Source organism: Methanobacterium lacus, assembly GCF_000191585.1.
In the GTDB taxonomy this organism is placed as follows: Archaea; Methanobacteriota; Methanobacteria; order Methanobacteriales; family Methanobacteriaceae; genus Methanobacterium_B; species Methanobacterium_B lacus.
In genome coordinates, this window is the sequence record NC_015216.1 from 1451819 (window position 1) to 1473064 (window position 21246).

Annotated in this window: 19 protein-coding genes; 7 read left to right on the forward strand and 12 right to left on the reverse strand. The window is 36.0% G+C overall.

Translation table 11 applies throughout. The annotated features are described in order from the left end of the window. Window positions 1-14: 14 nt before the first annotated feature. Window positions 15-839 carry a DsrE family protein gene (locus METBO_RS07185; RefSeq protein ID WP_013645031.1) on the reverse strand — a complete coding sequence of 275 codons (825 nt, stop codon included), beginning with the start codon at window positions 837-839 and terminating at the stop codon, window positions 15-17. Continuing rightward, window positions 836-1522 carry a DUF169 domain-containing protein gene (locus METBO_RS07190; protein WP_013645032.1) on the reverse strand — a complete coding sequence of 229 codons (687 nt, stop codon included), beginning with the start codon at window positions 1520-1522 and terminating at the stop codon, window positions 836-838. Before METBO_RS07190 ends, METBO_RS07185 begins: the two co-directional genes overlap by 4 nt. Window positions 1523-1809: 287 nt before the next feature. On the opposite strand from METBO_RS07190, the gene METBO_RS07195 reads away from it, so the two are divergent. After that, a complete protein-coding gene (locus tag METBO_RS07195) occupies window positions 1810-3348 on the forward strand; it encodes a GAF domain-containing protein (RefSeq protein ID WP_013645033.1) in 1539 nt (512 codons plus the stop codon). On the opposite strand, the gene METBO_RS13420 is transcribed toward METBO_RS07195, so the two are convergent. After that, window positions 3322-3528 carry a hypothetical protein gene (locus METBO_RS13420; RefSeq protein WP_144017539.1) on the reverse strand — a complete coding sequence of 69 codons (207 nt, stop codon included), beginning with the start codon at window positions 3526-3528 and terminating at the stop codon, window positions 3322-3324. The genes METBO_RS07195 and METBO_RS13420 overlap by 27 nt on opposite strands. 254 nt (window positions 3529-3782) lie before the next feature. Next, complete coding sequence (locus tag METBO_RS13015) at window positions 3783-7097, reverse strand: PAS domain S-box protein (protein ID WP_013645034.1); 3315 nt, start codon at window positions 7095-7097, stop codon at window positions 3783-3785. A gap of 282 nt (window positions 7098-7379) precedes the next feature. Between METBO_RS13015 and METBO_RS07205 the strand changes: the two genes are divergently transcribed. The 3 genes from METBO_RS07205 to METBO_RS07215 all read left to right on the forward strand — a co-directional run bounded on the left by METBO_RS07205 (window position 7380) and on the right by METBO_RS07215 (window position 9020). Then, window positions 7380-7841 (forward strand): MarR family transcriptional regulator, encoded by a 462-nt coding sequence (locus METBO_RS07205; protein ID WP_158304897.1) that lies wholly within the window; start codon window positions 7380-7382, stop codon window positions 7839-7841. A gap of 134 nt (window positions 7842-7975) precedes the next feature. Continuing rightward, window positions 7976-8206, forward strand: a complete 231-nt coding sequence (locus METBO_RS07210) for a hypothetical protein (RefSeq protein ID WP_048186401.1) — start codon at window positions 7976-7978, stop codon at window positions 8204-8206. Further along, the gene (locus tag METBO_RS07215; RefSeq protein WP_013645036.1) at window positions 8199-9020 is read left to right on the forward strand and encodes a sulfite exporter TauE/SafE family protein; all 822 of its coding nucleotides are present in this window, start codon (window positions 8199-8201) and stop codon (window positions 9018-9020) included. The genes METBO_RS07210 and METBO_RS07215 overlap by 8 nt, the downstream gene beginning before the upstream one ends. A 38-nt stretch (window positions 9021-9058) precedes the next feature. Here METBO_RS07215 and METBO_RS07220 read toward each other — a convergent pair whose 3' ends face one another. The 6 genes from METBO_RS07220 to METBO_RS07240 form a co-directional block, all read right to left on the reverse strand. Continuing rightward, window positions 9059-9907 (reverse strand): pirin family protein, encoded by an 849-nt coding sequence (locus METBO_RS07220; protein ID WP_013645037.1) that lies wholly within the window; start codon window positions 9905-9907, stop codon window positions 9059-9061. A gap of 185 nt (window positions 9908-10092) precedes the next feature. Further along, window positions 10093-11184 carry a DUF362 domain-containing protein gene (locus METBO_RS07225; RefSeq protein WP_013645038.1) on the reverse strand — a complete coding sequence of 364 codons (1092 nt, stop codon included), beginning with the start codon at window positions 11182-11184 and terminating at the stop codon, window positions 10093-10095. 27 nt (window positions 11185-11211) lie between these two features. Further along, window positions 11212-11340: a hypothetical protein gene (locus METBO_RS14050; protein ID WP_265101206.1), complete on the reverse strand. Its 129-nt coding sequence runs from the start codon at window positions 11338-11340 to the stop codon at window positions 11212-11214. Window positions 11341-11471: 131 nt separating this feature from the next. Then, entirely contained in the window at window positions 11472-11840 is a 369-nt protein-coding gene (locus METBO_RS07230) for an iron chaperone (protein ID WP_013645040.1), read from the reverse strand. Between the two features lie 119 nt (window positions 11841-11959). After that, a complete protein-coding gene (locus METBO_RS07235) occupies window positions 11960-13159 on the reverse strand; it encodes an FAD-dependent oxidoreductase (RefSeq protein ID WP_013645041.1) in 1200 nt (399 codons plus the stop codon). A gap of 158 nt (window positions 13160-13317) precedes the next feature. After that, window positions 13318-13989: a hemerythrin domain-containing protein gene (locus METBO_RS07240; protein ID WP_013645042.1), complete on the reverse strand. Its 672-nt coding sequence runs from the start codon at window positions 13987-13989 to the stop codon at window positions 13318-13320. A gap of 248 nt (window positions 13990-14237) precedes the next feature. Here METBO_RS07240 and METBO_RS07245 point away from each other — a divergent pair, with 248 nt between their 5' ends. From METBO_RS07245 to METBO_RS07255, 3 genes are all read left to right on the forward strand, one after another. Continuing rightward, window positions 14238-14810 carry a flavodoxin family protein gene (locus tag METBO_RS07245; RefSeq protein WP_013645043.1) on the forward strand — a complete coding sequence of 191 codons (573 nt, stop codon included), beginning with the start codon at window positions 14238-14240 and terminating at the stop codon, window positions 14808-14810. 182 nt (window positions 14811-14992) lie between these two features. Next, the gene (locus METBO_RS07250) at window positions 14993-16714 is read left to right on the forward strand and encodes a 2-oxoacid:acceptor oxidoreductase subunit alpha (RefSeq protein WP_013645044.1); all 1722 of its coding nucleotides are present in this window, start codon (window positions 14993-14995) and stop codon (window positions 16712-16714) included. Next, window positions 16711-17577 carry a thiamine pyrophosphate-dependent enzyme gene (locus METBO_RS07255; protein WP_013645045.1) on the forward strand — a complete coding sequence of 289 codons (867 nt, stop codon included), beginning with the start codon at window positions 16711-16713 and terminating at the stop codon, window positions 17575-17577. The genes METBO_RS07250 and METBO_RS07255 overlap by 4 nt, the downstream gene beginning before the upstream one ends. A 536-nt stretch (window positions 17578-18113) precedes the next feature. Here the strand turns inward: METBO_RS07255 and METBO_RS07265 are convergent. Together METBO_RS07265 and METBO_RS07270 are read right to left on the reverse strand one after the other, a co-directional pair. Next, window positions 18114-19610, reverse strand: coding sequence for a tetratricopeptide repeat protein (locus METBO_RS07265; protein ID WP_013645047.1), 1497 nt, complete (start codon window positions 19608-19610; stop codon window positions 18114-18116). A 481-nt stretch (window positions 19611-20091) separates the two neighbouring features. Further along, window positions 20092-21207 (reverse strand): ABC transporter permease, encoded by a 1116-nt coding sequence (locus tag METBO_RS07270; protein ID WP_013645048.1) that lies wholly within the window; start codon window positions 21205-21207, stop codon window positions 20092-20094. Between the last annotated feature and the right edge of the window lie 39 nt (window positions 21208-21246).

Consider the following 21246-nt stretch of genomic DNA (forward strand, 5'->3'; position numbering starts at 1 on the left):
TCACCTCAAATATTTTAAAAGTTCACAACTGCGAAGCTTGGATCACTTAGCAGTGTTATGTAGGTTGCAGCTCCTGCGAGTTTCGTTCCATCAACAAGATCTGTCTGTTTAATTCCCCTGAATTCTGCACTGAGTTCACATACATATATCTGTGCGCCTTGTTCTATGATTGGTTTCATTAGCTTGTCGAGTCTCTCAAATGCTGGATGCTTCACCTTTTCTGCATTTCCCTTTCTTGCTATGCTTACCCCATCCATGAGAAGGAATATTGTGACTTCCTTTCCCATGCTCAGTGCGGCCTTAGAAAAGATGAAAGTTGCATATGCCCTTTCTGCATTTCCAATTCCATTACTCTGAACAACAAGAACTTTGTTCCGCTTAATGCCCTGGGAAACTGTTTTTGTCTCCACCTTCTCAATTATCACATAATAGTTACCATTGGTTTCTCCTTCTTCCACCACTACTCCGTTCATTTCTGGTGCAGATATTACGAGGTCGTCCAGTGTTTCCTTCATGTTGGAATCTATTTCAACGCGTTGCCCAACCTGCATAGAGGCTAATTTGTCACCCACTATGATCACGGGTCCTGGACATGTTTGACCTGTTACATCGAGTTTCTCAATTTCTATATCCTTCTGTGTCATTCTTACAACCAGTTCGTTTCCATTTGTCTCAATTACAAAATTGTAGCCATATTTCTCTGAAAGTTCTTCTAAACCTTGCTCTGCTGATTTTTTGAGGTTAATAATGATTTCGTCTTCCATGTTTTGTTTGAGGACGTTTTCTACGAGTATCTTGGAGTTTGGATATTTTATTCCCAGTGCGTTGATCTTTTTCATAGCTCTCCCCACTTTTCTTTGAAGGTTGAAACTGCATCAACCATTTCATTGAATTGGTTTGCAGGTATTCCTATTATGACTTCGTCTTCTCCTATCTCTGCGTATTTTCTTGAACCGTTACATCCGAGTGTCATGTTGGATACTCCGCGTTGTTTAACTGCAACCACTGCATCTGCACACACAGATTGTATTCCTGAATAATCACTGGATAACCTTCCTCCTTTTTTATTTAAAAGTGCTTGACTAATTTTTAAAGCCTGTTTAGGATTTACAACAAGTATTATCACATCAGGTTCAAATTTAGCTGTTTCAAGTGGTGAGTAGAGTGATGCGTAGTAATTTTCGTCTGATTTAGGTATGGAGTTAACAGTTTCCTTACTTGCCTCTAGTGTTTGGTAGTTTCCAAGTTTGTGGTACATCTTTCCTGTGGCCACAGGCTCAGGTATGGCTGTTATTCCCATGACCCCTGCACCTCCCTTACAAAGATGTTCCTCAGCACCTGCGTAACCTTCCAATCCTTCCAGTCTTGCATCTTGTACATATTCACAGTGCCTCTTGTTTGCAGATATTTTACTGTAACCCTCAGGAATTTCATCCGGGGATTTAACGAGTTTAACTGCTACGGGACTGCCCTTTGTTTGTAAAAGTTCTTTAAATTCTTTGACTTTTTCTGCGTATTCCATATTTTCTACCTCCAAAAATACCATGAATAAAATGTAACATACAGTATAACTATACTGTATAGTATAGATTTATCGTATTTAAATATTTTGATTATAAAACATTTGAGCTTTAAATTATGGGAAACCAACCTGTAAACTAGGTTTATTAGGTAGAATTAAATAGTACTATACTATACCATATAGTATAGATTAGGTATTTTTTAAGAGGTGAAATTATTTCAAAAGATCTGTCTGACACTGAGAAACTGATTGTATCCTACATCAAATCACACCCTCCAGAAGAGTGCATGCTCGATAAGATAACTAGAAACACCAGCAGAAGCAGGGCAACAGTACTCAAATATCTGGGAATTTTAAATGCCAAGGGAATTTTAAGCTACAAATTTGTGGGACGAAGCAAACTATGGAGCTTGACAGAGGAATCTGAAACACAAACCTACAAAACCCAACAAATCATGTCAAGCACTCCTAATAACGATGTGATAGCTGCAACAACCCGACTCCACAACATGAAACTCGAAGAAACAGTACTTAATACTGTTATAAACCATCAGAACACCATAATATTCACAGTTAATAATAATATGGACATTGTAATATCTAACAACACATTTAAAATGCTTTTTAAGGAAATAACTAATTTAAGCAAGATTTTAGTGCCAGAACAGTTATTGGTGGTTAAAGAACTGGGTAACAGTTTAATTCCCACCAAAACAATGGAACTCCAACTCGATCTCATGGAGAAGTATGGGACCTACACCCCATACAAACTGACTTCAACACCAATTTCTGACGATAAAAACAATCAGATTGGAATTTCTTTTATGGGGGAAGAGTTATCCCAAGTTACGAGGAGTAAAAGGGAACTTGAAACCCTGCTTACCATAACCCAAAAAATGGGCTCTGCCCAATCAGAAGAAGGCCTCATGAATGAAATTACCAGGGGAATTGAAAAACTCTTGGACTGTAATGGTGTCACAGTTGTTTTGAAAGAGAACAAAAACCTTCATATCCAACATGACACAACATACAGTGTTAAATCTAATTTTAAAGTGTATAAAAAGTACATTTTAGAAAGTATGGACAACCTTGAAACTAAAATCACAACGGAGGATATTTACCTTGAACCTGTTGGATCAAAAACTGGAACATCCCCGGGTATGATGGTGTCCATTCCAATAATTTATGAAGAAACATCCATCGGTGCTCTGCTTGTTTTTACACCATCCAAATCTGTGGGCTCCATCACCATCGAAAACATGGAGATGGTGGCAGATGAACTTGCAAGTCACATAAAAATTCAGAGGCTAAGCCAAGAGAAACAGGAGTTTACCAACACTCTCATGGCCATGAACCATATTTCAACCATACTAAATACCTACACAGTTGAAGAGGAAATGCTTGAAAGATCTGTGACCTCCACCATGGAAACCCTTGGATTTGACATGGGATGCATTTACCTTGCAGACCACGAAGATGAACTCACACTTCGTGTGCACGAAAACCTCCCAACGACTCTTGAGAACATGTGCATAGCTGGAATGTTCCAAGATATCTTCCAAAAAAGTCTTGAAAAACAGAACGTAGTATACATCACCCCCGAATCTGAAGAATATGAATCTCTAGACCCGGTAATATCTAAAGCTGGTATTAAAAGCTTGTTGATAATGCCAATTAAAAGTGGGGATCGTATAATAGGACTATTAAATATGGGAAGCCGAAAGATTAAAAATTACAACGACATAAGCCTCGAAAATTTAAGCTCAATAGGCCTTCAACTGGGACTCGCCCTTGAAGTTTCAAAGGCAGCAGTTCAAAGAAAATAAACCCAAGTACTGTGTACCTAAAAAGATTTTAGAATCCTTCAATGTCTTTTTAGAAACAAGGTAGTACTTAGCATAGAAAGAATCGGAAGATGTTTTACCCATATTTTTAGTAGAACTGTTAACGTAGATCAATTGCCCCCTTGCAGTTGTGGCAGGGAAAGAATGTACAACTACTCCCACATTTTGGCTGTTTGTACCTTTGTTTTATGAACCGTTGATTGACCAGATGTTGCTGCCGAGCCTGCGCCACATAAAATTACAGCGAACACTAAGGTGACTTAACATAACATAACTTTCCGTTTATCAAGCATATTTTATTACCTCCTAATATTATCAAGCAACAAATATGAAAGTACCATACCATATAGTTTGGTATTGATCCAAAAAAACCGAACAAATTCAACATGAAAAAACAGACAGTGCACTTTAAATTTTTAGGTTAGATCCTTTTTAATGACTGGAATTGTAAAGTAGAAGGTTGTTCCATTTCCAGGTTGGGATTCTGCCCATATCTTTCCTCCCTGGTCTTCAACAATTTTTTTTGAGATAGCGAGTCCTATCCCAGTACCCTCATATTCTTCATGGGTGTGCAGCCTCTGGAATATGGTGAATATTTTATTAAGATGTTTCGGGTTTATTCCGATACCATTATCACTCACAGAGAACAGGTACCGATTTTTTTCCCTTTTCACTGAGATATGAATCGCTGGAGGTTCGCTGCCACGATACTTTATGGCGTTTCCTATCAGGTTCTGGAAGAGTTGTACATTCAATTTTTCATCTGCCTCAACTGTTGGCAGAGGATCGTTTGTGACTCGAGCTTTGGTCTCTCCAATGGGAACCTTTAAATTTATGAGTGCTATTTTCAGTGCATCTTCAAGATTAGTACGAGTTATGTGTCGTTTTTTACTGTTAAGCCTGGAGTAAAGCAGGAGATCGTTGGTCATGTTGTCCAGGCGTTTGGCACCTTCAACTGCAAATCCAATGAATTCATTAGCATCTTTATCCAGTTTGTCAGCATATCTACGCTGTAAAAGCTGTAAAAAACTGGTTATCATCCTTAATGGTTCCCTTAGATCGTGAGAGGTGATGTAAGCAAACTGTTCCAGTTCCTTATTTGATTTTTCAAGCTTTTTCAAGGTTTGATTCATCTGAATTTCAGCCCTTTTCCTCAGTAAAATTTCTAAAAATGCCCTTGATAACGATTCAATATTTCTTTGATCCTCCCTTGTGTAACCTTCTCTCTTGTTTGCTAACCCTATCATTCCAATGGTTTTTTCGCCGTGTTTAAAGGGCACACCCAGAAACGATCCGATCTCTGGATGTTTACTTGGCAGATTAGTGGATTGTTTGGTAGGAGTATCATTTACGATCTGGGAAAATCCACGTTTTACAGTTTCTCCCCAGAAACCATCCATCCTAATGCTCTTTAACATGTTCATGGATTTTGATATTTCACCCTTAGAATTTGGATGGTTCATTACGATGTTGTTCAAAGTTTCCTTCTCATCATGTTCTCCGAAGAATCCAAATTCACTTTCAGTTAATATTTCAGCATTTTCCAAAAATTTGTTAGTTATGTCCTTTTCTGATTCCAAGGTTAGTGATTCGTGGAACAGCTGATTAATACTTCTTAAAAGTTTTTGGTTCTTCTTTATCTGGAGTTCTGAATTTTTTCTCTCGGTGATGTCGTAGATAAATGATATGAACATCACCTTCTCCCCTACCTGGATGGCCTCTGTACTGGATATTATAGTTTTTTTGGTCCCATCCTTACAATGAACTTCAATTTCAATGTTACGGATCCCGCCGTTTCGCTGGGATTTTCCAAGATAATCCATTCGCGTATTTTTCCTTATTATTCCAAGCTCTGATGATGTGCTTCCTACGAGTTCATGTCTTGTGTAACCTGTTAGATCCACAAAACTTTGGTTAACATCTATCCATCTACCCTCTTTATCTGATAGCGTCATTCCAGCTGGATTTGAATGGAATGCCTTGAGAAATAGTTCTTTACTTTCTGAAAGTGATCTGTTGATCCTCCTTAGAATCTTTTGATTTAAGTTCAGTTCCTGATTAGTGTTGGTAAGGTCCCGGGTTAAATTCTTTAATATATTGTTTGCATGGCTTAGTTCAGCTGCCATCAACTTCAATTCATTGTTAGACATTTGAAGTTCTTTTGTAAGCTTTTTTTCCTTTTGAAGAAGGGTCTTGTTGAGAAGCTCTGCTTCTTTAGCATTGGTCACGTCCCTAATAAGGCTTTCTATCCCTATAATTTCATTTTGTTCGTTTTGAACATATTGTGCATTTTGTGATGCTATGAATGTGGAATCATCTACCCTGACACATTCAATTTCGTTGTTCTCAATTTTTCCATATTTTCGTAGGATATTTATAACTAGATATCTTTCTTCGGGATTTTTGTAGTAGGATGTGGCTTTGGTGCCAATCATGGCCTCTGGTGATTCGTAGCCATAAAGTTTGGAAGCTGCAACATTTGCCAGGATAATGTTTCCATCGTTATCAGCCCTTAGATAAGCATCCTGAATATTTTCTAGAATGTTACTGTATTGTTTTTCACTGGTTTTTAAGGCTTCTTCTGTGGATTTTTTCAGGCTAATATCTCTAATAAAACCGTCAACACCTTGGATTTGATTTTGATTGTCGTATATGAACTGTGCATTCAATGATATCCACATGGTTGTGCCATCATTTCGGACTCCCATTAATTCGTAGTTTTCTAATTTTCCGTTTTCATTGATTTTTTTGATTAAAAAATCCGGGTCATCTATATCTTTGTAAATATCTGTGAAATTAAGCCCCAGTATTTCATGTATTGATTGGAATCCGCATATTCTGGCCATTGATGGGCTTGCCATGATTATGATAGCTTCGGTGTTAATTCTAAAAAACCCGTCTTGGATGTTGTTCATGATGGTTCTGTAGCGTTCTTCATTGGTTCTCAGTTTGTTTAAAGCCAGTTGTTTGTCTGTAATATCATGATAAACAGCCATGTATCCTTCATTTTCATTGTTTTGGCTGGAAATTTTGGTGAAGTTTTGTTCAACAACTATTTCATTTCCCTGTTTGTTTCGGGTTTTAAGAATTGTTTGTGAACTTCCCTTAGATTCTAGTTCATCCTGTATCTTCTGAGTTTCATCAAGTGATAAGTCGGGTTTTACTATTTCAAGGGGTTGTTTTCCTATTACTTCAGATTCTAGGAAGCCAAATATTTCTTCAGCACCATGGTTCCAGTAGTTGATTCTGAAGTGCTTATCCACTCCTAAAACTGCATCTTTAACCTCGTTCAGAAGTTTTGCTTGATACTTGAACTTTCTCTGATTTTGAATAAGAATATGTTCCGCTGTTTTACGCCATGAGACATCCTTAACCATGGCTATGTTCAATATTTTATCATTTTCAATTATCAGGTTAGCTGTGATTTCTCCTGGAAATTTGGATCCATCCTTTTTTATAAAAACAAGTTCTTCTTTGGATGTTCCGTTGTCCTTCAATGCCTTGAGAAATTTTCTTAACTTGGGATCTTTGTGGTACAACACAGATTTCCAGCCTGTTTTACAGAGTTCAGTTTGGGTGAATCCGAACAGTTCTTCTGCTGCTGTGTTGGAATAGAAAATTTTATCTCCATCAGTTGTGGGGTAAGTTATTAAAACAGCATCCAAACTGTTATGAAAAATTGATTGAAAAACCTTTCTAGTTTCTTCAGAATTAAAACTGATTGATTCCATTCCTCCTCAACAAGATTTTAATTTTTGATCCCCGTAAACTGTATTGATTCTTTAAGATTACTTTAATAACCTAACATAAAAAAATTAGGATTAATTCTCTAGAATTGTTAAAATATTTCAATTATCATAATAAAAATTCTTCATGTAATTTTTCCATATACCCAAATCTTTAAATATTATATTAATTCAATATAATGTATAGTTAATAAATATGTACTATTTAGTTTTATGAACTGTTATGGAATAGGATTAATTAGGTTAAAGGAATTTTTTGGAGGATCTGTGAATTTGGATGAAAAAAACAGAGTTTTTGAAGAGATCATGGGAGATACCATTGTTTATGTAACACTCTTTAAAAGAGAACTGAACCAGCTTAACGAACAGAAATTTATGAAAACACTGTTATGGTTGACTTTGATAGATGAATATGGCAGTCCATCAATATCGAACCTAGGAAGGAAAATAAACGTTTCAAAGTCTCAGATGACCTCCAGAGTTGATCAGCTCGTTGAAGATGGGTTGATTGAAAGAATTAACGACACCGAAGACAGAAGAATCATCAGGATCCAATTGACAAAAAATGGTAAAAATTTCCTCAAAGACTCTAAAAAAAATATTGAAGCAGAAATGAACGAACTGATTGCTCCACTTAGTGTTGAAGATATCGAAGATCTAAAGACAAGCGTACTAACAATAAAAAAAATTGTCCTTAAAATTCAGCAGTCCAAAAAGAAACTATGTTAAATACCATCTTTAACACAACAATCGTTTGAAATGTTTTTTTAATTTTTACTAACTTCTAGAAATGAGTTAAAAAAATGTTTAGCTCATTTAAATGTCCAATTTTTTTTTATTCACATCATTAAGGAGTGATTCACTTGAAATTATCACAGGGTATAGGAATGTTAGAAATATCCATAAACCTCACTGGAAATCAAAGTAAAATATATCCAAACATCCTAACCAATGAAGAGGCTCAAAGAGCTTTGAAGTCCCTTAAAAAATTAACCAACTTCGATATTGAAAATATCGTATGCTACCATGAAGGCCTATACAATAATATACCAACAATGCCATTGAAAAGCTTTTGGAGACGTTTGAATGATTGATTATACCTTAATTTTTCTTCCATTCGTTGGTTTTCTCATAGGTTTGCTCGTAACAACACTCGGAGGTGGTGGGGGTGGATTGTACGTACCCATCTTAACACTTTTAGGGGTGGCTCCACAAGTTGCAGTTGCAACTTCCCTTGCAACGGTTCTTCCAACCACTGCAGTGGGTGCCTACAGCCACAACAGAAAGGGTAACGTGGATGTGAAGACTGGAATCATCCTTGGAATAGGAGGAATTATAGGAACACTCATTGGAGCTTACGTAGCAAATTTAATCCCACCAAACCTTTTAAAGAAAGGTTTAGGACTGTTATTACTAATATTTGCAATTCCAATGATAAGAAGATTCATAGGAGTTTACAAGAAATCTAAAACACCCAAAGAGGAACACCATGAAATTGAAGAGAATTTGAGTGAAGATCCTGATAGGGAAACTTTGAAATTAACAGGTCCCAAAAGAATATTTGCATCCCTATTTGGAGTGGCCGGTGGAGTGCTAGCAGGAGTTTTTGGACTGAGTGGAACACCACCAATATCTGCAGGTCTTTACAGTTTGGGACTGCCAACACTCATGGTGGTAGGAACCACAGTTTTTGTGCTGGTTTTCAATTCCTTGGCAGGTATAGGAGGATACCTATTTTTAGGCAGATTCGATGTGGTGTTAACTGTACTTCTAGGAGGAGGGGCTGTTGTAGGTTCATTTTTAGGACCTAAACTCCTTGAAAAAGCAGGCAAAGAACTCGTTGAAAAGTTTATACCTCCTGTGCTAATAGGCATCAGCGTTATATTTGGCCTTGCCCTGATATTTTAAAAAAAATAGAGTTTAAAATAATATAAAAGTTGTTAGATTTACTTGACGAATGTGTTGTTTTGAAGGTCGCGGATGGCCTGTTCAATTTCTTCTTCCGTGTTCATAACAAAGGGGCCGTACCTTGCAACAGGTTCGTTTAAGGGCTTTCCAGCTATTAAAAGAAATCTAACTGGTTTATTTTCTGCATAAACCCTTATAATATTACCTTCGCCAAATATTAACATTTTAGTGGCTTCAATACCGGTACCGTCTTGAGTTTTGTTTGTTTCAAAGTTTCCAAATATTCCTTCACCTTCAAAGACATATGCAAGTACACTTTGATCTTCCTTTACTGGAATTTCTAGAAATGAGTTGGCTGGAATGTGGATGTCGAGGTAGGTTGGATCTGCATAGATATCTGTCACTGCACCTTCAACACCTTCGTAGTTACCTGCTATGACTTTTATGACTGCACCGTCATCATGTTCAATTGTTGGGATCTCTGAAGATTCAACACCCCTGTAACGTGGCTCAGTCATTTTAAGCCTTTTTGGAAGGTTCACCCATAGTTGAAACCCTTCGAGTATTCCTTCTTCAGGTTCCTTGGGCATTTCCTCATGCAGTATTCCACTTCCAGATGTCATCCACTGAATATCTCCCCTTCCTATGGTTCCTGCATTACCCATGCTGTCTTTGTGGTCCACATGACCGTTTAAGATGTAGGTCACAGTTTCAATACCGCGGTGTGGATGCATTGGAAAGCCTAAAACATAATCTCCAGGATTTTCAGATCCAAAATGATCAAAAAGTAAAAATGGGTCAACATAATCCAAGGTTGCTGTGGCAATGCTTCTTCTCAACAACACTCCAGCTCCTTCTAACACGTAAACTGGTTCTACAATTTCCAAGACTTCTCTGGCATTTTTTATCTTAACAAACCCCCATGATCAAATTCTCATGTTTTTACTAAAAATTATTGATTGTAAAGGTGCTTGATAGTTGTTTATATTTAATATGAAAATTATAATTTTTTGTTAGAAATATATTAGAGAAATGGCTTCTAAAAAAAATACATATTTATATTTAAACACGTTCATAGTTGAATATAATTGTTTAAACGCTCCTTTAAATTGTCTGGAACGTTTTTATAGACAATTTGATTGGGCATTTCTCCAAGTCCAATTTTAATTGCATGGTAAATAAATGTCATATCATTTATAGGTGTTTCGTCAAGTTGTTTGACGTTACTGTTTGAAAATAAAAGTATTTGTGAAGAGAATTTTGGTAATGATGGTAAAGACTTTCTTAAATCTTTTAGTACGGCTAATGCGAACGATTCTGCAGAAACTGGATCGTTACTTGCAAATATTAGGCCAGGTTTAAGTTTAACAACATGGGCCGTGCCTATTTCTAATTTTCCAATTTTAAGTGCATTGGTGTTTGGTCCGAATGTTGTCTGTGCCTTTGTAGCGACAAAAAGTGTGGTACGGAGTTTTTCCCTTATGGCATCATGAATTTCAACTATCTTTTCTATGAAACTATGAGATCCATCATCAATGGAGTGGAGCTTACTTCCATGTGCTTCAGTTTTTATGAAATTATTAAAGGGGCCGTTTGCATGGAAATCCATTCTACTGTCATCCCTCAATATTCCAACCATATTCTTAAAACCCAGGGTAACCCCTGCTTGACTATGAGTACTTAACCTTGGTAAATTAATGATATGATCGACCTCTTCAATCCATTTGGTTATATTAAATCCCTTTGGCCATGATCTGGTGTATTTGGATTGATGATGTATGTAACCTTCATCCCAGCCTTCAGATTCAAAACCTATGAACCGGCCCTCTGAAGTACCCATGCCAGATTTTATATAATTATCATGGGTTTTGCCATGTACAACACCTGATTGATCCTGAAGCACATCTTTAAGTCCGGATTGATCCCCTACAACAACTTCAGCACCCTTTTCAGATAAAATTTCCCTTACAACTTGTACCGCCATTGGATGTGTAGTGGATGGGTATGGATCAGGTGAGTTGAGGGCGGGTTTTAAAAGTACTAAATCGTCCTTGCACAACCAATCCAAATTATTTGTAGATTTTAACAACACTTCTTCAATCGATTTGTACAAGGAATCAGAATCTGATGATACTCCTTCCACAAAAACTGTTCTATCATCCATTGAATATAACACTCCTGTTTCTTGAATTTAGGTCCTAATGTTCTCTAAAAATGCTGTGAAGTACTTTTTAAATTTCAGTGTGTTCTTAAGGTTACGTATGTGGCTGGGTTTATCTATAGTTTTAAGATCGGAACTTGGAACATTATCTTTAATCATTTTGGATGATGAAAGTGGTATAAATTTATCCTTCTCTCCAATCACATGGGAATTTTTTAGGGATTGCACAGGTTCTGATAATGAATTCCTTTACTAGTAAAGTTTTTCATGTAGAAGTAACTCTTGAACACTTATTCATAAATATTTTCTTTGGCACGATATGCAGCTATTTTCTTTATTAGTTCTATAGGTAATGGTTTATCATATGGAAATTGTACAGTTCCCTTTCCACTCTGTTTGTAGACCTTCAGTTCATCTTTAAATTTTTTAAACACAGCCCCACTTGCTGGATAAAATCCTATGTGATTTTTAAAAGCCCCATAGTAAATCAGTCTACCATGAAATCTATATGAAGGCATGTTGTAACTTATTTTTTCTTCTGCCTCTGGAACAGCACTTTTTATTGCCTCTTGAATTTGATCCAGTCTCTTTTGAATTTCAATTGGATAATTTTTTCTGTAGCTTTCAAAGGTTTTTATCTGTTCCTTATTTTTTTTCATTTTTTAGAGTCCCCATGGTCATTAGAATTAAATTCTAATTTATACGAAGTTTTTTTAAATAGTTCTAATGATTATTACTCCTTTAAAAAGGATATCCTCAATTTTCACTATCTATCCTTTCATAAACTCATTTCCATTACATGTTTTGCAAGTCTTTTTGCTAGTGCAATTATGGTTAGAACCGGTGGTGCACCTGGAGCTTTTGGGAAAATGCTTGCATCCCCAACGTAAAGACCTTCTACTTCTGTTTGAAGATTTTTATTAACTAAATCCCCTATAGAAGCTGTTCCACCAAGATGAGCACCCCGTGCATGTGTGGATACGATTGTTTTAGGGTCAACCCCGGCTTCAATTAGTATAGAAGAAGCAATGGCAGATCCTTGAGCTAACTTGGCAAGATCATTTCCAGTGTTTAGTTTAATAATCTCATCAGGAGTGACTTTACCTGAAGGTTCATCCTTTATCATGACCATCAACCCTATAACATCTTTTTTACGGGCATTGTGTGCATTGAGGTCATTAACTAAAACTTCAGTAAAGTGGGGCCCTATAATAAAATTATCAAATTTTATTATTGCATTCATCTGTAACTCGGTGTTGAATTTTATATTTTCCAGAATTCCTCCAACTGTTACAAAGGTATCTACGAAGAGGTTGTTGCCTGCATTCATGCCTATTTTCTGTAATAATCTAGGCGTTTCTATTGCACCAGCAGCCAGAATCACAATATCTGCTTCAAATATTTCTTCATAACTTTTAACACCCCTAACTTTTCCTTCAGATACAATTATATCTGTGACTGGAGTATTTTCAATTATTCTTGCCCCATATTTTTCTGCTTCTTCAATAAAGGTCATGCTTGTCCATTTTGCATCTTGCGGACATCCCAAAGCACATTTACCGCAGGGTTTACATGAAGTGGGATCTATAAATTTAGGCATTTTTTCAACTTCAAAGCCGATTGATTCTGCAGATTCCATTATTCTCTTGGTACCATCTCCAAAATGGGAATCTGGAAGGTGAGAAACAAATAATTCCCTTTCGATCTCTTCAAACTCAGGGTTTAAATCTATTCCAAATTCTTTAAAATCATCTGCACAGTCTTTCATACCATTCCCAAGTGTTACTAGAGTAGTACCTCCTAAACAAACAGTATTAGATATTTCTGTGCCCACATTTTGTATTATGTACTCCTTGTAAGCATTTTTAACCTTTATTGCTGGTCCCTTTTCAATTATGGTAACAGATATTCCATTTTTCGAAAGTTCCCTTGCCACTGTTCCACCTGCAGCACCCGACCCAACAACTAATACGTTCATTTAAATTCCTCATTTGATAAGTTATCCATATTTTTTTAGGTAATAATTTACAATTCTTTCAGTAAAATTAGTTTAGACCTGTTAATAATAAAAATCTATTGCAAACCCAAAAAAAAGATTTATATTTTATAATTTTCATGAGTACGCAGATATATTAATTATTTGAGGAGATATGGCTGCATTGATGTCCATTTATCTTTCCAATCCCCAAATAACAGTTGGTTTATGACTTCATCAGGAAAGCTCTGGCTTATGATTTTTCGATCGTCTAAAGATAGGTTGTAGAGTACGAATGGTATAACTAGGTATGGTGGGCCACTGTGGGCTTGGAAAAACTCTTTAGATTCATTTCCTATTTTGTTCATCTCTTCTGGATCCATGTCCAAGCTTCTTATTTTTCCGTAGAGCTGGGTGTTTTCAATTTGAATGTGGGCATCCCATAGCTTGTCTACCTTATTTAACCCTGATTTTAAGAGGTTTAACGATTCTAATTCGTTATTTTTAGCTGTTAACTCTTTAGTTGCTGTGTTTATTTCCTGCAATCCTTGGTTGAATATTTCATGTTCGCTTGTTAAACGTGGATAGGGTACTTCAGGTAACTGGTCCTTGAAGTAGGGAAATATTTTCTGGTCTTCCACCATGTGATGGCCATGAAGAACTGCTGAGAAACTTTGAATGTAGTTGGTGAAACCCTCCCTGTTTAATTCATCCATGGCTTCTTCATTCATATACTTATCAATGGAATGCTTAGATACTTCTATACCCCGGGTCATGACTTTATGTAATCGTATGTAGTCTTCCCCCAAGTCTGGCTGATTTTCATTGGACAAATAAGTAACCCCCTGTTAAATAAATTTATTTATACAACACTTACGACCTTAACACATCCTATTTCATTATATTTATATTCATTTCATTATTTACAAATATTGGATTGTTTCCATGTACAAGGTGAAGGATATTGTATCCAAAACAATATTTTGAATATTGGTTAACCGATAATTATAATCTTGTTCAAGCACAATTTAGTTAATAAGAAAAATGAATGGGATTTCTTAATTTTTTAGAGGTGAACTGCATGAAAGTAATGGTTTTAACAAGTAGTCCTAATGAAGATGGTTTAACTGAAAGCTGTGCTAGAGCTGCAAAAAAGGGAATTGAAAATGGAAACAGCAAAGCAGTTATGGTGCGCTTGAATGATTTGAATATTCTTAAGTGCAAAGCATGTGATCAGGGTTGGGGAATATGTCTAAAAGGTACATGTATACTGGAAGATGATTTCGAAAAGGTGCATGAAGAAATGGGTGAAGTTGACGGTTATGTTGTTGTAACACCAGTATACTTTGGAGATATGAGTGAATCAGCCAAGACTTTCTTCGACAGGTTAAGAAGGTGCGAAGCCAATAGATTAATGCGTGAAAAAGGGAACAAAATACATAATAAACCGTTTATATGTGTTGCTGCTGCTGGTGGTAGTGGAAATGGTACTCTCTCATGTTTAACCAACATGGAAAGAGTGTTCTTACACATGAATAATATGGATTATACAAACATGCCAAAATTCGATTATATTGGTGTTACACAGAGAAATAAAGAATACATGCTAAAAGCAATAGAATCAAGTGCTTTAAATCTAGTTAAAGACCAATAAGTCCATTTCAAATAATATGAGTGTTGCCCCTATTTGGTTGTTGGATTATTTTGTTAGGTTAAAAAATCCCCTAGTTTTCAATTAAAAAAAAACAAAATTTAATCTGAAATGTAGACTATAGTAGTGTGTGTAAAAAAAATCTTATTGAAATTATTTTTATTAAAAGGGGGGGTTGTTGGCCCATGTCTAAATATTCGTTCCAAGGAGACATTTCTATAGTCATTTGTGGAGAGGCTGGTCAGGGCATTCAAACTGTGGAATCCATCCTGATAAATGCAGTTAAATTTGGAGGGCATCATGTTTGCTCCACAAAGGAGTACATGTCCAGAGTTAGAGGTGGAGAAAACTCCACAGAAATCCGTGTATCCTCCAATCGAGTATGTGCATATGTAAATAGGATTGATGTGCTCATAGCCATAAGTAAAGGGGCCATAAACCATCTTAAGGATAGAATATCTGAAAACACCTTGATCATTGGCGATGAAGAAACCTTGAAAGAAGTGGAAATGGAAGATGTGGTGAAAATTCCCTTCCTTAAAACAGCAAGAGAAATTGGCGGCCCCATATATGCCAATGTGATTGCAGCCGGTGTAATTTCAAAGCTTTTGAATATTGATAAGGAAATCTTCGACAAGTGCATAACAAGCATGTTTGAAAGAAAGGGAGAAAAGATCGTTCAAGGAGATCTTAAAGCCGGAAGTGAAGGCTATAAAATTGGGGATAAACTCATACAATCAAGCAAAATAAAAATCAACATCAAAAAAGACCCAAATGTAGAGGGTGAACTGTTATTGGATGGTTCAGAAGCTGTGGGTTTGGGATGTATTGCAGCGAACTTAAGATTCATGTCCTCCTACCCAATGACACCAGCTTCGGCATTACAGGTGTTTATAGCCAAATACGGTGAAGATTTCGGCATGGTGTTTGAACAGTCTGAAGATGAAATAGCAGCAATTAACATGGGATTAGGAGCATCCTATGCCGGTGCAAGGTCCATGGTTGCAACATCTGGAAGTGGATATGCACTCATGGAAGAGGGCGTAGGTCTGGCCAGGATCAACGAAACACCCATTGTTATCTATCTGGGACAACGACCAGGTCCAGCTGTTGGAATGCCCACCCGTACATCACAAGAAGATCTAAACCTTGCACTCTACGGTTATGGTGAAACCCCCAAGATAATACTGGCACCAGGCAAACTCGAAGATGCATTTTACCTGACACAAAGGGCATTTAACATGGCAGACAAGTACCAAGTTCCGGTTTTCATACTATCAGACCAGTACTTCGGTGATATTTTCTACAACGTACCCTCAATAAACAACGAAAGAGTTGAAATTGAAGATCACATCATCAAAACCGATAAAAACTACAAAAGATATGAATTTACAAGTAACGGTATATCACCCCGGGGTATTCCAGGATTTGGAGAGGGTTTGGTGGTTTCAGATCCACATGAACATGACGAAGAGGGCCATATAACAGAGGATAAAATAATAAGGACTAAAATGGTTGAAAAACGGTTAAAAAAACTTGAAAGCATCCAAAAAGACACAATTAAACCTGAACTCGTGGGATCATATGATTACAAAAAACTCATAGTGGCATGGGGCTCAAACTATGGAAACATAGTAGAAGCCATGAAAAACCTAAACAATACTGACATCGCTTTTCTATACTTCAAACAAGTTTATCCACTGCATCAAAGTACTAAGAACTATCTTGACACGGCCGAACAAACAATTATCTTTGAAAACAATGCTGAATCCCAATTTTCAAATTTGATCAAGCTTCAAACAGATCATAAAATCGATAAAAAGGTTTTAAAATATGATGGTAGGCCATTTTCTGTTGAAGAAATAACAGAAAAGTTGAAAAGTTTCGTTTCGGAGGATTCTTTATGAAGCCTGAAAATTTTGATGTGAAAGGTGCAGATGTTTCATGGTGTCCGGGTTGTGGGAATTTTTCAATTCTAAGCAACCTTAAAAATGTGCTTGCAGATCTGGAAGTTGACCCTGAAAATTTAGTTTTGGTGTCTGGAATTGGCCAGGCAGGCAAGTTGCCACATTTCCTTAGATCCAACACATATATCGGCCTTCACGGTCGTGCACTTTCACCTGCAACAGCAATAAAAGCTGTAAACAGAGGACTTAAAGTCATAGTAGCAACCGGAGACGGTGACATGTACGGTGAGGGAGGTAATCATTTTCTGCACACCATCAGACGAAATCCTGACATAACCTGCATAGTGCATGATAATATGGTCTACGGGTTAACCAAGGGCCAAGCATCACCTACAACCCGTCTGGGAATGAAAACAACCTACCAAGTGAACGGTGTATCTGAGGAACCATTCAATCCACTGACTGTCGCCATTGCATTGGATGCATCATTTGTGGCCAGAACCTTCTCTGGAGATCCTGAACACCTTCAAAAAACTTTGAAATCTGCCATAAACCATGAAGGCTATTCCTTGGTTGACGTGTTCCAGCCATGTGTGAGTTTTAACAAGATAAATACCTTTCAATGGTTTAAAGAAAACACTTACTACCTCGAAGAATCCCATGACCATTACAACAAAGCAGAAGCCCTGAGGAGGGCTGAAGAAACTGATAAGTATCCGTTGGGAATATTTTACATAAACAAGCAGAAGAAAACCTTCGAAGAAACATTGAATGTCTACAAAAACGATGATGGAACACTGCATGATAGACAAGTTGACAAAAAGAAGCTAAATGATCTCATCAATTCCAGACGGAAGCTTTAGAATTCTAATAAAAAGGGATGGATTTTAAAAAAAATTGTAAGCCAATATGACTAAACTAAAACTCATATAAATGATGAATATTGCTATGAGAATGTTTCCATGTTTTTCAGATCTAGGATGATGAGAGATAGTTAAATAAATTGGACCTGAAAACAAAAGCAACAATACAAATATACCCTGTAATGACCTTAGAATAGTATTCATGGTGATGTGGCTGGTTCCAATTAAAATAAAGTTCACAAAAATTACATATGCTGTAACAACTATTGCCACGTCTTTTAAATTAAATAAAAATGATTCTAACCTACCATTGGAATATAGATATAGGAGAACAAAAATTAGAACCCCATAGACACAAGTTGTAAAGGGTAAAAGAATGTTTGTATCAATCTTAAAAAAGTTATAAAACTCAAAAAAGTTGAATAAAATGAAGAGATATGAGAGTATGATTATTTTAGTGTATTTAGGAGGGTAAGGTTGAATCTCTTCGATGGTAATTTTTTCCCAGGGTTTTTTCACGTCTTCTTTTCTTAAATTCATTTTTGGCCCTCGGTCATACTCTTAAGTTCATTCAGATTTTTTTTTGCAGGTTGAAAGTATGGATTTATTTCTAGACAATTCTCGAAGTATTCTTTAGATTTATCTAGTTTTCCAGTTTGTTTGAAGATAACACCTTTAGCACATATTGCACTTTCATTTGTTGGATCTAATTCAATAGATTTATTAAATAAATTTAGAGCCTCATCGAATTGATTAAGTCCGCAAAGTGCCCTGCCCTTTTCATAACGATTTTGAGAATTGTCAGGGTCTAAATTGAATGCCTTATCTAAGTAGTCCATGGAATCAGTGTAACATTGCAGTTTTCTTAAGATATGGCCCTTAAAGTCTATTGCCCAATCATATTCAGGGTCAAACTCTAATGACTTATTAATTGCTTTTAAGGCTTCTTGATATCTTTTAAGGTTTACCAAATCACTAGCTTTATTTGCCCATGCATAAGGTTCATCGGGATTTTCTTCCACTTCTTTCAAGGTATATTTAAGAGCATTTTCCAAAAAAACAGTTGATTCATCAGTTTTCCCTATTTCATCAAGCAAATATCCCTTTTGTCCTAAAACCCAATTATTTTCTGGTTCAAGTTCAAATGCTTTGTCCACATTTTTTAATGCCTGTTTAAAATCTTTTAATTTTTCAAAAACATATGATTTATTTAAATATGCATTATAATCTTCAGGATCAAGTACTATTGCATTGTCGAAGCAGTCCAAGGCTTCTTGATATTTTTTTATATATTTAAAGGTGTTACCTTTAAGATTTAGTAAGATGATGTCATCAGGTTTTAGCTTCAATGATTCATCAAAAGATTCTAATGCTTCTCTATATCTTCGCATTCTTCCGTAAATTATACCTTTTAAGTACCATGCATAACTTGATGGATCAATTTTTATTATTTGATCACAAACTTTCAATGCTTCTTCATATTCTTTTAAGGTTTCAAAAACAAAGACTTTGTTATAGTAGGCCCTAGTATTTTCGGCTTTAAAATCCAATGCCCTATTAAAACAAGCAGTGGCCTTGTAGTAGTCATTTTTATTTTTTAATGCAATACCTTTGTCTATCCATATTTCATGATCATCAGGACTTATTTTTATAGCTTCATCAAAACATTTTAAGGCTTCATCATTTTTACCCATTACTCCGTAGCAAGACCCCATATGTTTCCATGCGTAGGCATAGTATTGATTCAATTTTAAAGATCTTTCAAAACAGGGCATAGCTTCATCATATTTCTCTAAAATGAATAGTATAACTCCTTTATTGGCCCATACCGCATATTTATTTGGATTTTCTTCAATTTCAACGTTGTAGCATTCCAATGCTTTTTTAAAGGAGTTCTTTGCATCTTCCTCTTTATCCATTTTATCCAAATAGAATCCTTTTTTATGCCAAACTAAACCATTATCTGGATGTGATTTTAGCAGTTCATTTATAAATATTATTAATTCATCACAACATCCTTTATTTTCGTACATTTTACAGATAGTGGTAAAAATCCCGTAATTATATGGATCATCTTGCAGCGCTTTATTTAAGTATTTTAAAGCAAAACTCTTGTTGAATAATCTAATAAATATTCCAAGTTTGTAAAAGCTCCAACTGTAAATTTTGAGGGTTACTTAAATCACCTTTTTTTAGAGAATAACATTAGCATATTAGACATTGTAAAATAATTTAAAATACAAATTAATCTCTTTATAAATCCTTATTCATCATGAATATCATTATTACTTCATATTCCCAATTATTTGTTAAATAGTAGTTAGTATTTAACTCTTATAAAATTTTTAATTAGATAACTCCCATATTTCAGATTTCCACAAATAATAATGGAATCAAAAAACTATTTCAAGAATAAAAGATTTAAAAAAAAAGCTAAAAAAAATGGAGTGAATAAAAAATTTTTGATAAATCCATCTCAGCCAAATAAATCTTAAATGGATCCTTAAATTCGGTTTATTTTCCATTTCCGGTTCCTTGAACTGTTTTTAATCCTATCATGGATAGTATCAGTGCAACTGCGAATATTATAATTAGTGCAGTTATATCTGTTCCAACTTCTCCAAGTGTGAATCCCTTGATAAATATGCTTTTCATGGAGTCCAGACTGTAGGTTAATGGTAGTGAGTAGGATATTAACTGTGTGAGACTGTTAAACTTGCTCACTGGAACAAATGTACCGCTGAACACAATCTGAAGAATGAGTAAAAGTCCGAATAGACCCATACCCTGTGTTCTGGTCCTTGTGATTGATGCTATTAATACACCTAGGGACAGTCCGACCATTGCAATTAGGAACATTAAAAGGGCCGCAGCTCCTGTGTTACCAACAATTGTGAGTCCCAATGCATAGATTCCGAATGCCAAGGTAATTAGCGCGAGAATCAAAGCAAATACGCTGAGTCCCGTGATGTAGGCAAACACAGTTTTAATAGGCGTTGCAGCTCTGTTTTTAAAGACCTCTGTTTCTTTATCTCCCATTATAGAGAACAAACCTAAGAGTACTGATAGTACCAATGTGACTATTGTCATGAACCTGTACATGAAGAGATCTGTGAAATCCAAACCATTCCCATACAAATTATCAACGTTTATTTTTAAAGGTGATGTTTGGTTGGTTGTCTTTGCAGCGACTGTGGATACAGATGTGCTCACAGCTTTACTCACGAGCATGTTGGCTGTTTGATCTGTTCCCTCAAGTTCTATGTTAAGGTCTGCATTATTTTTAGCCAGGCTCGTTGTGAAATTTTCAGGAAACGTTACCGCAGCTGTTATGGTCTTATCATCAAGGTCGTTTTTCACATCAGCTTCATTTATGTAGAGCACAGTTACATTTTCCTGGTTTTTTATTTCGTTAACTATGCTTGTTGCGGCGCTAAAATTACCAATACCCTTATCATTGTTTATCACCCCAATTTTAACAGGCTCAGTGTACCCTGCCATAGTTACCATGTATCCAAGTACAATTAAAACAATTAATGGTGCTACCACCGCAAATCCAAGGGTTTGTTTGTTTTTAAACCCTTTTCTCGCGATGTTTGACACCATAGCTTTAAAATTTTCATTTTCCATGTTTTTTCCTCCCCAATAATTGTTTCTCTGTATTCAAAT